This is a genomic window from Microbulbifer discodermiae (genome assembly GCF_040742695.1).
Taxonomy (GTDB): Bacteria; Pseudomonadota; Gammaproteobacteria; order Pseudomonadales; family Cellvibrionaceae; genus Microbulbifer.
Genome location: NZ_JBFLAB010000035.1, coordinates 14,870 through 28,627, shown reverse-complemented (window position 1 = coordinate 28,627; position 13,758 = coordinate 14,870). Strand labels below are relative to the sequence as shown.

Genomic DNA, 13,758 nt, shown 5'->3' with positions numbered 1-13,758 from the left:
CAAGAGGAATATATAGTGAAGAAAAATTGTATATTTATATTCTTCGCCTATATGAAAAGCCGTACAGTTATATTGTCAACAGAGAGAAGTTGCTTCACTAATCGATAATTATTCGGCGTTGCTCCTTTTTTTGGCCATGGGGTATCAGTTTAGTGCATATTGCGCGAAATTTAAACGCCAATTCGGGATTTTCGGTCACCTGTATATGGAGAATTTTGATGCTACCGACGTCAATTACTCGCGAATAAAAACTGGAATAGGATTGTTTTCATTGCACACTGATCTCAGTTCATGCGCCGTTTGTTTCATTGGCAATAGAAGGCTTCTTTATGCAATCATAGATCAATTTCCTATTGATTGTGGAGAAGCTTCTCATTGGATCTTTATGGTCGACTGCAAATTTGAACGAATAGATCTATATATTGCACAGACCATTAATTAATTTATCTGTATTATTTCTGAAAAATAATTTCCAGATAAATGTGTTGGTGACGTGTATTTATTTATTGAAATTTCAAAGCTATTAATTAGCTGTTGAGCAAATATTCTATCTGCATTCATAAGGGATAAATAATGAAAAAATTTGTTTGTAGTTTTTTATTTTTTTGCAGTTTTGATGTTTATAGTTCAGCAGGTGAAAATGCTTTGCAGGATTTGTTTGAAAGCCTATGTCAATCCAGAAGCTATCATTATGCTAAACATTTTAGTATTCAGTCCGTGTATATTACGATCATTAATTCATCCGACAGCGTCCTGCCAGATAAACGCATATATTTTAGCAACGGGGATAGTCTATACTACCAGCTGCCAAGTGCTTCTTCTTTGCCGATGAAAGACCAGAGCGATAGCTATGTAAACTTGATTAGCACTGTTTATAATTCACTGGCATCAAGTGGCACTGTAGATCTATGCTACGATTATCGGACATCTCCTTTTACGGTGGTGGATATTTACTACAATCTAGGCTAGTCAATCTTCTTGGGGATAACATTATTTATTAATGGGCGTTTCTGACATGGCTATATTTTCTAAGCTAAAATTTAGAGGCTTGCGATGAGGTAGTCCTTTGGATGACTGGCTATGAAAAAATATAAAAATGCTAATCAACTTGCTGATGGTTTTGGTTTCTTTCCAGGCATCGAGTTGCGCTAAGTCATTTAATCTGGATCTAACCAGCGCAACCAATTATATCGATAGTTTAAACATAATTTGCAACAATGGCGAGAATACTGCTCCGGCAATTGAAGTGTAGATGCAGGGTACGGTTCTTCGGCGATTGGAAGCAGCCAATTCTTACACTTATTTCCACATCGCCATAGCTAGGCTGGATGGGGAACAGTCGAATCTGGAGTTTGTGGTGGACCCTTCGAACTAATACGTTGTTGGTTTTTTGGCAGGTGGCAGATGCCTCCACTTAATGGAGATATAGGCTTCCGCCACCATTGCGGATTTTACCACGGTATATTGCGGGATATGCTGGCATTCATCGCGATCATTCCGGTTTGCAGAGTGGCCGCGTCAGTCAGTTATAAGTCAAGAAAGGAGCTAAGCGCTGATGTGCCCCAGTGTTACCGGGATACCACTACGATACAGGATATTTATGTTGTGGACCGGGAATCCGCTGCACTGGCGCCGCAAACGCAAGTGGTCGACCGCCCGGCTCCGCCGCGCTCAAGTGGTTTCAACGATTTTATGAGGGCCAAGATCCTTACCGATCTCGAGGGTCGATGCAGGTATTCTGATCTGAGCACAGGTGGGGATAGCCCTGGCTGCTATTCCCACTCCTCCCCGGGGCGCTATCGCCCGGCCTTTCTGGCCGATAGTCTGTAGTGAATGGCCTTGTACGCCGGGAATATGGACCAATCTGCCGGAGCGGTCGGTTTTCCCTGAATAGGCCCTTGTCGACCCCGTTGTTCAGCCGTCGCTATCCCGGTTATACTGGGGCACAACTTGTCGGAGTGCCTGTGGGCTGAGATCGCTGTCGCGAGATCCGTTGAACCTGATCGGGGTAACCCCCGCGTAGGGAACAAGATCTGTAGTCGCCTTTGTCGCGACTAGTCTCTACTCAATCGTCCCCATGTGCTGCGCCATCCATTTTCAGCAAGCCATTGGGGGTCCGCATGTCCCAGACCAAAGATTCATTGATCCGCACCGACAAATCCAGCCGAGCCGCGGGTCGGCAATCCGCGAAAGCGTTTCTGGACAAGCTCACTGCGCAGTCGTTCCCCAATTCGCGCAAGGTTTATCTGCAGGGGGAGGGGCCCGGCGTGAGCGTCGGCGCGCGGGAAATTGCCCTGGGCGACAGCATAGCGGGCGGCGACGCGCAAAATCCAAAACTGGAGGCCAATGCGCCGCTGCGGGTCTACGATACCTCCGGCCCCTATTCGGACCCGGCTCACAGTCTCGATGTGCGCGCGGGGCTGCCAAAATTGCGCAGTGCCTGGATCGAGGCCCGCGGTGATACCCAGGTGCTGGATAGCCGCCAGGCGGCCTATAGCCAGCAGCGGCTGGCGGAGCAGGGGCTGGATCATATTCGCTTTGAGAAGCTGCCAGCGCCACGGCGCGCCAGGCCGGGCAGTAATGTGTCGCAAATGCACTATGCGCGCCGGGGCATTGTCACGCCGGAAATGGAGTTTGTCGCGGTGCGGGAAAATATGGGACGCGCCGCGGCCGCCGAGGCATTGATAGAATCGGATTTTGGCAAGGCGCGAGCCGGTATCCATATCCCCGAGCAGATCACGCCCGAATTCGTGCGCCGCGAGGTGGCGGAGGGGCGCGCGATCATTCCCGCCAATATCAACCATACAGAACTGGAGCCGATGATTATCGGCCGCAACTTTCTGTGTAAGGTGAATGCCAATATCGGCAATTCCGCGCTGACCTCATCCATCGAAGAGGAGGTGGAGAAGCTGGTGTGGTCGTTAAAATGGGGCGCGGATACGGTAATGGATCTCTCCACCGGACAGAATATCCACGAAACCCGCGAGTGGATACTGCGCAACTCGCCGGTGCCGATCGGCACTGTGCCGATTTATCAGGCGCTGGAAAAAGTGGACGGTATTGCTGAGGACCTGACCTGGGAAGTCTTCCGCGACACTTTGATCGAGCAGGCGGAGCAGGGTGTGGATTATTTCACCATACACGCCGGGGTGCTGCTGCGCTATGTTCCCATGACTGCCAAGCGCGTGACCGGCATAGTATCCCGAGGTGGCTCGATTATGGCCAAGTGGTGCCTGGCCCACCACAAGGAAAACTTCCTCTACACCCATTTTGCGGAAATCTGCGAGATTATGCAGGCGTACGACGTGAGTTTTAGCCTCGGCGATGGACTGCGTCCCGGATCGATTGCCGACGCCAACGACGAGGCGCAATTCGGCGAGTTGCACACCCTGGGCGAGTTGACCCAGATCGCCTGGCAACACGACGTGCAGACCATGATCGAAGGGCCCGGCCATGTGGCCATTCACAAGATCAAGGAAAATATGGACGAGCAGCTACAACACTGTCACGGAGCGCCCTTCTATACCCTCGGTCCGCTGACTACAGATATTGCGCCGGGTTACGACCATATCACTTCGGGCATCGGCGCGGCGATAATCGGTTCCTATGGCTGTGCCATGTTGTGTTATGTGACTCCCAAAGAGCACCTGGGGCTGCCCAACAAGGAAGATGTGAAGGAGGGGCTGATGGCGTACAAAATTGCCGCCCACGCCGCGGATCTGGCCAAGGGGCATCCGCGCGCGCAGCGGCGCGACGATGCCCTCTCCAAAGCCCGCTTCGAATTTCGTTGGGAGGACCAGTTCAACCTGGGCCTCGACCCGGAGCGTGCCCGCACCTTTCACGACGAGACCCTGCCCAAGGCGTCCGGCAAAATCGCGCATTTTTGTTCTATGTGCGGACCGAAATTCTGCTCCATGAAAATCACCCAGGATGTGCGCGACTTCGCCGCGCGGCAGGAGGCTGCAAAGGAAGAGGCGGAACAGGGCATGGAAGAGATGGCGGTCAAGTTCAGGGAACTGGGTAGTGAGATTTATCACGAGGCATAACGCGGGTCGATGTGGAGTTGGAGGTAAGGGGTGACTGGCGCAAACAAGTTGCGTATTGCGGTCGCCGGGGGAGGCCTGTTGGGGCGCCTTGCGGCCTGGAGACTGGCTTTGGGCGGGGCTGATGTGAGCCTGTTTGAAGCGGGCGAGTTACGACGGCCGGCGGGCGCCTGCTGGGCCGCGGCGGGTATGATTTCTCCCCTGAGTGAGCTGGTTCACAGTCCCATGGAAATCTACCATATGGGGCTGCAGAGCCTGGCGTTGTGGCCGGGCTGGATCGCGGAGCTGGAACAGGCGACCGGCACTGCAGTGCGCTACCGTCGCAATGGCAGTATCGTGGTGGCACACCAGCGTGACTCGTCCCAACTGGACCAGTTCCAACAGGACCTGGCAGCTGTCTTGGGCGATACCGCGGCGGCGGAATTACAGCCGCTGAATGCGGAGCAGATCTGTGGCCTGGAGCCGGACTTGCAGCACTTTACCGGCGGTATTTTTCTGCCCAATGAGGCCGATATCGACAATCGTCATCTGCTGCAACTGGTACTGGCGGAGTTGCAACGTCTCGGAGTACACCTGGAGGACAAGACACCGGTGGAGTGCGAGCCGGGCGCGGTACTGCTGCGGCAGGGCCGGGAGCGCCGGGGATTCGATTTAGTGGTGGATTGCCGGGGAATGGGGGCGAGAGAGCTGGCGCGGGATTTGCGCGGTGTGCGCGGCGAAGTGCTGGTGGTGGAGACCCGCGAGGTTTGCTTTGGGCGGCCGGTGCGCTTGATGCATCCGCGCTACAAACTCTATGCGGTTTCCAAACCGGATGGCACTACGGTGATCGGCGCCACTGAAATAGAAAGTGAGGATCTGTCGCCCATCAGCCTGCGTTCCAGCATGGAACTCTGTTCCGCACTCTATGCCCTCAATCCGGCTTTCGCGGAGGCGCGTATTCTTGAGTCCAATGTCAATTTACGCCCGGCGGTACCGGACAATTTGCCTTTTGTGCGTACCGGTGAGGGGCTGATCCAGGCCAATGGCCTCTTTCGTCACGGCTATTTGTGCGGACCGGCGCTGGTGTGCCGGCTGCTTGAAGCGGTCCGCGAAACAACGGAATCGGTAGTTGTCCAATGAGCGAAATTCAAATTAATGGCCAGCGCCACAGGTTGGAAAATTGTAAAACCCTGGAGCGGGCGCTGGAGCAGGCGGGCTTCACCGGCGAAGCGTTTGCGGTGGCGGTGAACGGGGAATTTGTACCCCGGGGGCAATACGCCCAGATCCAGCTCGAGGGAGGCGACTGCCTGGATGTGGTGGCACCGGTAGTCGGAGGCTGAAGGTAGTGTTGCAGGTGGAGCGGAATTGATGCGAGACACACTGAAACTTTACGGGCGGGAATTTTCCAGTCGTTTTTTACTGGGCACCGCGCTCTACCCGTCACCGGCAGTGATGAGCGAGTCGCTGGCGGCATCCGGAGCGGAACTGGTGACCCTGTCGCTGCGCCGGCAAAATCCCGCCCAGCAGAGCAATAATGCCTTTTGGGACCTTATTCGGCAGTCGGGCTGTCAACTGTTACCCAATACCGCCGGCTGCAAGTCGGTGAAAGAGGCGGTCAATCTGGCGGAGATGTCCAGGGAGATTTTTCAAACTGACTGGCTCAAGCTGGAAGTGATCGGTGACGATTACAATCTGCAACCGGACCCCTTCGGCCTGGTGGAGGCGGCGGCGGAACTGGTTCGGCGGGGCTTCAAAGTGCTGCCCTACTGCACCGACGACCTGGTGTTGTGCCGACGCCTGCTGGATGCCGGTTGCCAGGTGCTGATGCCCTGGGGGGCACCCATCGGCACCGGCCAGGGACTGCTGAACCGCTACAACCTGGCCACACTGCGCGCCCGCTTGCCGCAAGTGCCCCTGATTATCGATGCCGGTATCGGCGCGCCGTCCCAGGCGGCGGAAGCCCTGGAGATGGGTTTCGATGCGGTACTGCTAAACACTGCAGTGGCCAGGGCACAGGACCCGGTGGCCATGGCGCTGGCCTTTCGCCAGGCGATTGAGGCCGGCCGTACAGCATACCGCGCCGGCCTGATGGTCAGGCAGCAGACCGCCAGCCCGAGTACTCCGACGCTGGATATGCCCTTCTGGCAGCAAACTGAAGAGGTCAGCCGGTGAAGTCGGGTGCGGAGCGCGGATCCCCCAGGCCCATTGTCTGGTCTATTGCCGGCAGCGACTCGGGAGGTGGTGCCGGTATTCAGGCGGACCTGCTCACCTTTGCCGATTTTGACTGCCACGGCTGTAGCGCAATTACGGCCAATACCGCACAGAATACGGTTGGGGTGGCGGCGATCAATGCAGTATCCACGGACGCATTGCGTTCCCAGCTGGAAGCCTTGAAAAGCGATCTGTTTCCCGCGGCGGTCAAGATCGGCCTGTTGGCCAATGCGGCACAGGTGGATGCGGTGGCCGAATTCCTGCTCAGTTTACGGGCGGTCAATCCGGTGCCGGTGATTTACGACCCGGTGGCGGTGGCCACTAGCGGCGCGGCCCTGACCGATGGCAGTATCGGTGAACTGGTGCTGCGAAAACTGTTTCCACTATGTGATCTGGTAACGCCCAATCGCCAGGAGCTGGAGTGGCTTGCGGCTACAGCAGTGGGTGACGCCGCGGAGATTTCCGCTGCGGCGGCACAGTTGTGCGAAACCGGCTGCGGAGCAGTGCTGGTGACCGGGGGGCACAGCCAGATGGTGGAGGGCCAGGTAGCGGACTTGCTCTGGGACGGTGCGCGCGCAGACTGGTTTGTGAATACAAAAATAGCCACCCGCAATACCCACGGCACTGGCTGTACTCTGTCTTCGGCAATCGCCGCCTGCCTGGCCCTGGGTTACCCCTTGCGGGATGCCTGCGTGGTGGCCAATGCCTATGTGCAGCGCGGTTTGCGCCTCGCCTGCAATGACGCTATTGGCCACGGCCCGGGGCCGGTGGGCCACTGTGGCTGGCCGGTGGAGTTGAAGGATTTCCCGCGGGTTCTGCTGCCGGGGGATGCGGATGCTGAGCGGTATGGCCTGACGGGTGATGGTGCTCCTGTGTCCGGTTTTCCGCCCCCGGACAACCGCTCGCTGGGGCTCTATCCTGTGGTGGATTCGGTCGCCTGGCTGGAAAAACTCGCCCCTCTGGCTGTCCGTACTTTGCAGCTGCGCATTAAAAGGCCGGCAGCCGACCTGCGTGAACAGATACAAAAAGCCGTAGCGATCGGCAACAAATACGATTTGCGGCTGTTTATCAATGACTACTGGCAACTGGCCATTGAGTGTGGCGCCTACGGTGTGCATCTGGGGCAGGAGGATCTGTTGGCGGCGGATCTGGGGGCCATCAAAGCCGCGGGGCTGAAGCTGGGTGTCAGCACCCACGGTTTTTATGAACTGTTGCGCGCTTACCGCTACCGACCCAGCTATCTCGCCATCGGCGCCATCTTCGCTACGGAAACCAAGGATATGAGCGATCAACTCCAGGGCCCGGCAAAACTGGCGCGTATGGTGGCGCTGTTGCCGGACTATCCACTGGTTGCCATCGGCGGCATTAATCTGCAGCGGGCCGGTGAAGTGGCCCGCACGGGTGTGGGGAGCATCGCCGTAGTGAGCGCCATCACCCGCGCCGCTGACTATCGCCATGCGGTGGAGGAATTGCGCTCCATTATCGATTGAAACACAGCTTCTTGGGCAGTACCGCCTGAACCACTCCGCTGTTATAGCTTCCTGGTCTGGCATCTGCGGTTGCGAGGGGCGCAAATGGGGGGTGATAATGGGTTTCAGGTTTGCAGCAGTTGGTTACGGTGATGAAGTCCGGTGTATTTGTTTTGTTATCTCTCCTGGGTGGTGCCATATTGTTATCGGCCTGCTCGGCGAAAGAAGAACCCTGCGGGGAGAGCGCGGGAATTCCCGACACACCGGGCGCCCAGCGGCTGACACCGGAAGCGGTGGAAACACTCTATTTGCGCAGCTGCTACGGCTGTCACAACAGTGGTGTCGGCGGCGCCCCCCGCAGCGGCGATACCGCGGCCTGGGCACCGCGAATGGCCAAGGGACTGGATACGCTGGTGGAACACTCAGTCAAAGGCTATCGCGCCATGCCCCCGAGGGGCCTGTGTTTCGACTGCAGTGAGGAGGAATATGCGGCGCTGATTCAAAGGATGGCGGGAGGAAAGTCATCACAGTAGTGGCCGCGAAGCTGGCCGCCGGCTACTGAATTGACCGGCGGCTAAAGCGCTGTTATTAACCCCCTCATCCATTGGGTCATCGCTCTTGAAAACCTGCGCAATTAGGTGAAATCGTCGGCTTTTTAAGGGCTGGCGTCAGTCTTCGACCGGTGGCGGTACATCCTTGTGCCGCATTGACCCGGCAATTTATTGATAATAATTTATGCAGGGAATCCATCCATGAGCGACTTTCGACTGCTGTGCAGGGAGGCTCCACATCGCCTGTGGCGCCTTGCCTTTTTGTTACTTTTACTGCCCCACACTTTTGCCCTGGCGGAGACCCCGGCGCTGCCGGACAAGCTGCAACTGAGTGAGTGGCAGGTGCCCTGGGGCGGCCGCCCCAGGGACCCCGCCGTCGACAGCAGGGGGGATGTCTGGTTCTGTGGCCAGTCCGGCAATTACATAGCCCGCTTTTCTCCGCGCACCGGTACCTTCAAGAAGTTCGAGATTCCCGAAGGTTCCTATCCCCACAATCTGATCGTCGACGCCGAAAACCGGGTTTGGTACGCCGGCAACCGCAATGGCCATATTGGCCGCCTGGACCCGGCTACCGGGAGCATCCGGCGCTTCCCTCTACCCGAGGGAGTGACAGATCCACATACGCTGGTGTTCGATGGCAGCGGCTATATCTGGTTTACCGCCCAGAACAGCAATCGCGTCGGCCGTTTGCACATGGAGACAGGTGCGGTGGATCTTGTGTCTGCAGCCACCGGCAAGGCGCGCCCGTACGGAATAAAAGTCGACGCTAAGGGGCGGCCGTGGATCGCCCTGTTCGGCACCAGCGCGCTGGCCTGGGTGGACCCGGACAAGATGCTACTGCACCAGGTGGCGCTACCCCGCGCCGATGCCCGCCCGCGACGGCTGGAAATCGATGGCGAGGGCAGTATCTGGTATGTGGACTACCCGGGCGGTTATTTGGGGCGCTATGTGCCCGCCAGCGGTCAGTTCACCGAGTGGCGCTTGCCGGGCGACAATCCGCGGCCCTATGGGACAGCGATGGATACTGAGGGGCGCCTGTGGCTGGCGGATACCGGTGAGATCCCCAACCGGATTCTGGGTTTCGACACAGGCGATGAAGTGTTTTTCAGTGCCAGTGAGGTGGCCAGCGGAGGTAATGTGCGCCATATGTATCTTAGCGGTCCGGAAAGCCGTTTCTGGTTCGGCGTGGATACCGGTTATCTGGCCGAGGGCAGGCCCCTGGAGTGAGGGGGCAGCTCTTTGATAGTCTGCGTTTATTCATGCGCTAGGTTTTATAAATTTTCATTTAAAAAGTGTGCAGGCTAACATGACAGTCATGTGAGTTTTTGAGTATTTTCTCCAGGACAAAGACGAGGTTGAATATGACGAAAATTGATATCGGTATAGATGCCAAGGACCGGGAACACATTGCCGACGGCCTGAAAAAACTGTTGGCGGACAGTTACACATTGTACCTGCAGACCCATTATTTTCACTGGAACGTAACCGGCCCCATGTTTCGCGAGCTGCATCTGATGTTCGAGGAACAGTACACCGAACTGGCGGAAGCGGTGGACGATATCGCCGAGCGGATTCGGACCCTGGATGTGTTTGCGCCGGGCACCTATAAAGCCTTTGCGACACTGGCATCCATCGAGGAAGTGGTGGAGGTGCCCGCCGCAGAGAAAATGGTGGAAATTCTCACCAAGGGGCATGAACAGGTAGTGAAGACCTGCCGCGATGTATTGAAGGTGGCCCAGGAGGGGGATGACGAGTCCACCGTAGCACTGGTATCCGACCGCATGCGCGTGCACGAAAAGACCGCGTGGATGCTGAGGGCAACCTCAAGACTGTAATTGTGCAGACAGGAGTTTGAGAAATGCCCGGGCGGGGGAGGACAGGGCTTCCCGGTTGCGAACCAGTGCCCCGACCTCCTGGCTTACCACCGGTGCCGTCAGGGTTTTGATGGCCAGGCCATAACCGCACATCTGCGGCTGGCAGAGGCTGGGCACTACGCTTACCCCCAACCCCGCCCGCACCATCTGCCCGATGGTACTCAACTGGTTTGCCTCGCATAGGAAACGGGCCTCGCGGCCGGCCCTGGCAAATGCCTGGTCGGTCCAGCGGCGGATGGCGGAACCCCGGTTCATGGCGATAAATGGTGATGCTGCCAGATCTGCCCAGCGCAGGGACTGGCGCCCGGCCAGGGGATGGTCCTCCGGGGTCACGGCGACGAAGCGATCCCTGGCGTAGGGCATAAATTCCAGCCCGGGCAGCTGGTCCGGGCGGAAACTGATCCCCAGTTCTGCGCGGCCTTCCACCAGTGTCTGTACCACCCTCTCCATAACAACATCTTCCAGCACTATATCGATCTTGGGGTGCTGGTGGTGGAATGCCGCCACTAGTGGGGGCAGGCGATTGAGCGCGAAAGCGGGGATAACCGCCAGGGTCAGTTGCCCCCGCTGCAGGCGAAAACGCTGTTGTACGGCATCCAGCGATTGATCCCATGAGCGCAACAGCTGCTCCGCCCGCTGCAGGAAATCCGTACCTTCCGGTGTCAGTGACAACTGCCTGCCCTCGCGGCTGAACAGGGGCCCTCCGGCACTGGCCTCCAGGTTGCGGATGGCGATGGACAGGGCCGGCTGGGAGACGTGCAGCTCGGCACTGGCGCGGGCGAGACTGCGGGCTCTGGCCACCGCGACAAAGGCTCGGAGCTGCTTGATAGTAGCGGTCATGGGTGTCCAATCCGCAGTTGGGGTAACAATACGACTTTAATAAATTTTAATAAAACATTAAAAGTTTAAACTTTATTAAACTGTTGTACCAAGGCATGATGGCCTTCAGTGACCCGCAACCCCAAGATGCGGCTATTGAAATAAGAGAGAGGCCAGCCGAAATGAACAACGCTACCCAGCCCCTGTGGCAGCCCTCCCCCAGTGCCATTGCGGCCAGCCAGATGGACCGTTTCCGGCACTGGGTCAATCAGCACTGGGAGCTGGACCTGGCCGATTACGACGCCCTGTATCGCTGGTCGGTGGAATCCCGCGGGGAATTTTGGAAATCCCTGTGGGACTTTACCGGGGTGATCGCCAGTGAGCGCGGCGACAATGTGCTGGGAGAGGACAGGATGCCCGGTGCCGAGTGGTTTCCCCAGGCACGGCTCAATTTCGCCGAAAACCTGCTGCGCTACCGCGATGACCGGCCGGCGCTGGTGGAGCGGCTGGAAAATGGCAGCCGCCGCCAGCTGAGTTACGCCGAACTGTACCTGCGGGTGGAGCAACTGGCCGGCGCCCTGGCGGCACAGGGAGTGGAGCCGGGAGATCGCGTCGCGGGCTTTATGCCCAATGTCATCGATACGGTGGTGGCGATGCTGGCTACCACCAGTCTCGGCGCCATCTGGACTTCCTGCTCCCCGGATTTTGGCTTCAACGGCGTTCTGGACCGGTTTGGCCAGGTGGCGCCAAAGGTACTGTTTGCCTGTGAAGGGTACTTTTACAATGGCAAGGTTATCGACTCGCTGCCGCGACTGGCCCAGGTAACCGCGCAGATCGATGGGCTGGAAAAACTGGTGGTGGTGCCGGTGGCCCGTTCGGCGGACGAGACAAGTGATGCCATTCGGGGGCTGGACAAGGCGGTTACCCTGGAATCCTTTGTCTCCGCCGCGCCCCCGCGGCCCTTGAGTTTTGTACAGACAGAATTCAACCACCCCCTCTATATCATGTACTCCTCCGGCACCACCGGGGTGCCCAAGTGCATAGTGCACGGAGTGGGCGGCACTCTGCTGCAGCATCTCAAGGAACACCGGCTGCACACGGACCTGAGCCGAGATGACGTCTTATTCTATTTCACCACCTGCGGCTGGATGATGTGGAACTGGCTGGTAAGCGGGCTCGCCAGCGGCGCCACGCTGGTACTGTTCGATGGTTCTCCGTTCTATCCGGTGGCGAAAAGCCTGTGGGATATGGCGCAAGAGGAGGGCGTCAGTGTGTTCGGTACCAGCGCGAAATATATCGCCGCCTTGGAGAAGTCCGGCGTCAAGCCCCGGGAGAGCCATAACCTGGAGCGGCTGCGCGCTGTCCTGTCGACCGGGTCGCCCCTGGCCGACGAGGGGTTTCGCTACGTCTACCGCGATATCAAGGCGGACCTGTGCCTGTCATCCATTTCCGGCGGCACTGACATTATTTCCTGTTTTGCGCTGGGTAATCCGGTACTGCCGGTCTACGCCGGCGAGCTGCAGTGCCGCGGTCTGGGCATGGCGGTGGAAGTCTGGAACGATGAGGGCCAGGCGGTGAGTGCCGAAAAGGGTGAACTGGTATGCGCCAAATCCTTTCCCAGTATGCCGGTCGGATTTTGGAACGATGCCGATGGCGCAAAATACCATAGTGCCTATTTCGAAAATTGGCCGGGTGTCTGGGCCCACGGGGACTACGCGGAAATCACCACACACGGTGGAGTGGTTATCTACGGTCGCTCCGACGCGGTGCTCAACCCCGGCGGTGTGCGTATCGGCACGGCGGAAATCTACCGTCAGGTGGAAAAAGTAGAGGAAGTGCTGGACAGTATCTGTATCGGTCAGCAGTGGCGCGACGATGTGCGCGTGGTCTTGTTTGTGGTGCTGCGTGAGCAGCTGGCCCTGGATGAGGATTTGATCCAGAAAATCCGTTCCACCGTGCGCGCCAACACCACGCCCAGGCATGTGCCCGCCAAAGTCATTCAGGTGGCGGACATTCCCCGTACCATCAGCGGCAAAATTGTCGAGCTGGCGGTGCGCAATGTGGTGCATGGCAAGCCGGTCAAGAACAAGGACGCGCTCGCCAATCCGGAAGCGCTGGCACTGTTTGAGAACCTGGCGGAATTGTCGGAGGAATAGCGGGGAAGCGGGCTTTATCACTCGGTCCGAAGCAGCCAGTTAATACGGCAGAGGGCGACTGTTTTTGGCGCTGTACTATTCGGGTGTTTCTGAGCTAATCTAAATTGCTATAGAAATCTCAATAATTGTCACATAAGGGAACCGATGATCACTTACCTCTACTGGGCGGCGGTGATCGCCCTCTCCATCCTGGCCCTTTTTATCGGCGGCCGCCTGGGAAGCCTGAGCAAGGGCGCCATAGTCGCAGCTGTTATTTTCCTGATCGGCTGGCTGGCATACTTTTTCCACTATGAGCAGGTGTTTGTAAAGCGGTTTGGTGGCGTTATGAGGATTTCCGTGCCAGAAGGGCAGCGGCATATCGGGGCCACCTGGAAAGAGGATAACCTCTGGATTCAGAATTACGATCCCTCCAACAACACCTGTATCTTTTCCGAATACTCCAAAGGCAATCTGCTGGAGGGCCGGGTCATTATTCGCAACTGCAACCCCCTCCAGCAGACGGTGCCGTCGCCATAGGCGCGCGGCCGGGGGACTTCTTTCGCAACCAACTATCGGATTGTGGGCGACGCCCGCACCACCGCTAGTGCACAGAGGGGCCGGGCTTAGAACAGCCGCGGCCGGAAACCGCCGTCTCCGGCGTCGGATGCAGGATGCAA

13 protein-coding genes and 1 riboswitch are annotated in these 13,758 nt (G+C 57.5%); of the genes, 12 read left to right on the top strand and 1 reads right to left on the bottom strand.

All coding sequences use genetic code 11. From position 1 onward, the window contains the following. Positions 1 to 573: 573 nt before the first annotated feature. The 10 genes from AB1S50_RS12890 (at position 574) to AB1S50_RS12845 (ending at position 10,088) form a co-directional block, all read left to right on the top strand. Positions 574 to 969, top strand: coding sequence for a hypothetical protein (locus AB1S50_RS12890; RefSeq protein ID WP_367151180.1), 396 nt, complete (start codon positions 574 to 576; stop codon positions 967 to 969). A gap of 588 nt (positions 970 to 1,557) precedes the next feature. Then, entirely contained in the window at positions 1,558 to 1,830 is a 273-nt protein-coding gene (locus AB1S50_RS12885; protein ID WP_367151178.1) for a hypothetical protein, read from the top strand. A gap of 114 nt (positions 1,831 to 1,944) precedes the next feature. Continuing rightward, positions 1,945 to 2,043, top strand: a riboswitch (TPP riboswitch). Positions 2,044 to 2,120: 77 nt separating this feature from the next. Then, positions 2,121 to 4,046: a phosphomethylpyrimidine synthase ThiC gene (thiC, locus tag AB1S50_RS12880; protein ID WP_367151176.1), complete on the top strand. Its 1,926-nt coding sequence runs from the start codon at positions 2,121 to 2,123 to the stop codon at positions 4,044 to 4,046. 30 nt (positions 4,047 to 4,076) lie between these two features. After that, a complete protein-coding gene (gene thiO, locus AB1S50_RS12875) occupies positions 4,077 to 5,162 on the top strand; it encodes a glycine oxidase ThiO (protein ID WP_367151174.1) in 1,086 nt (361 codons plus the stop codon). Beyond that, complete coding sequence (gene thiS, locus AB1S50_RS12870) at positions 5,159 to 5,362, top strand: sulfur carrier protein ThiS (protein ID WP_367151172.1); 204 nt, start codon at positions 5,159 to 5,161, stop codon at positions 5,360 to 5,362. The genes thiO and thiS overlap by 4 nt, the downstream gene beginning before the upstream one ends. Before the next feature lie 28 nt (positions 5,363 to 5,390). Next, positions 5,391 to 6,194, top strand: a complete 804-nt coding sequence (locus AB1S50_RS12865; RefSeq protein WP_367151170.1) for a thiazole synthase — start codon at positions 5,391 to 5,393, stop codon at positions 6,192 to 6,194. Beyond that, entirely contained in the window at positions 6,191 to 7,723 is a 1,533-nt protein-coding gene (gene thiE, locus AB1S50_RS12860; RefSeq protein ID WP_367151168.1) for a thiamine phosphate synthase, read from the top strand. Before AB1S50_RS12865 ends, thiE begins: the two co-directional genes overlap by 4 nt. A 110-nt stretch (positions 7,724 to 7,833) precedes the next feature. Further along, positions 7,834 to 8,235: a c-type cytochrome gene (locus tag AB1S50_RS12855; RefSeq protein ID WP_367151166.1), complete on the top strand. Its 402-nt coding sequence runs from the start codon at positions 7,834 to 7,836 to the stop codon at positions 8,233 to 8,235. A 219-nt stretch (positions 8,236 to 8,454) separates the two neighbouring features. After that, complete coding sequence (locus tag AB1S50_RS12850; protein WP_367151165.1) at positions 8,455 to 9,480, top strand: Vgb family protein; 1,026 nt, start codon at positions 8,455 to 8,457, stop codon at positions 9,478 to 9,480. A 134-nt stretch (positions 9,481 to 9,614) separates the two neighbouring features. After that, positions 9,615 to 10,088 carry a Dps family protein gene (locus tag AB1S50_RS12845; RefSeq protein WP_367151163.1) on the top strand — a complete coding sequence of 158 codons (474 nt, stop codon included), beginning with the start codon at positions 9,615 to 9,617 and terminating at the stop codon, positions 10,086 to 10,088. Here AB1S50_RS12845 and AB1S50_RS12840 read toward each other — a convergent pair. Then, positions 10,077 to 10,967, bottom strand: a complete 891-nt coding sequence (locus tag AB1S50_RS12840) for a LysR family transcriptional regulator (protein ID WP_367151161.1) — start codon at positions 10,965 to 10,967, stop codon at positions 10,077 to 10,079. The genes AB1S50_RS12845 and AB1S50_RS12840 overlap by 12 nt on opposite strands. A 161-nt stretch (positions 10,968 to 11,128) precedes the next feature. Here AB1S50_RS12840 and AB1S50_RS12835 point away from each other — a divergent pair, with 161 nt between their 5' ends. Next, positions 11,129 to 13,102, top strand: coding sequence for an acetoacetate--CoA ligase (locus AB1S50_RS12835; protein ID WP_367151160.1), 1,974 nt, complete (start codon positions 11,129 to 11,131; stop codon positions 13,100 to 13,102). Between the two features lie 144 nt (positions 13,103 to 13,246). Beyond that, on the top strand, positions 13,247 to 13,618 hold the full coding sequence (locus AB1S50_RS12830; protein ID WP_367151159.1) for a hypothetical protein: 372 nt from the start codon (positions 13,247 to 13,249) through the stop codon (positions 13,616 to 13,618). Positions 13,619 to 13,758 lie beyond the last annotated feature (140 nt).

Coding starts and splice junctions, on each gene's coding strand:
- AB1S50_RS12890 (WP_367151180.1), top strand. CDS start 574: ATGAAAAAATTTGTTTGTAGTTTTTTATTTTTTTGCAGTTTTGATGTT.
- thiC (WP_367151176.1), top strand. CDS start 2,121: ATGTCCCAGACCAAAGATTCATTGATCCGCACCGACAAATCCAGCCGA.
- thiS (WP_367151172.1), top strand. CDS start 5,159: ATGAGCGAAATTCAAATTAATGGCCAGCGCCACAGGTTGGAAAATTGT.
- AB1S50_RS12865 (WP_367151170.1), top strand. CDS start 5,391: ATGCGAGACACACTGAAACTTTACGGGCGGGAATTTTCCAGTCGTTTT.
- AB1S50_RS12850 (WP_367151165.1), top strand. CDS start 8,455: ATGAGCGACTTTCGACTGCTGTGCAGGGAGGCTCCACATCGCCTGTGG.
- AB1S50_RS12845 (WP_367151163.1), top strand. CDS start 9,615: ATGACGAAAATTGATATCGGTATAGATGCCAAGGACCGGGAACACATT.
- AB1S50_RS12840 (WP_367151161.1), bottom strand. CDS start 10,967: ATGACCGCTACTATCAAGCAGCTCCGAGCCTTTGTCGCGGTGGCCAGA.
- AB1S50_RS12835 (WP_367151160.1), top strand. CDS start 11,129: ATGAACAACGCTACCCAGCCCCTGTGGCAGCCCTCCCCCAGTGCCATT.
- AB1S50_RS12830 (WP_367151159.1), top strand. CDS start 13,247: ATGATCACTTACCTCTACTGGGCGGCGGTGATCGCCCTCTCCATCCTG.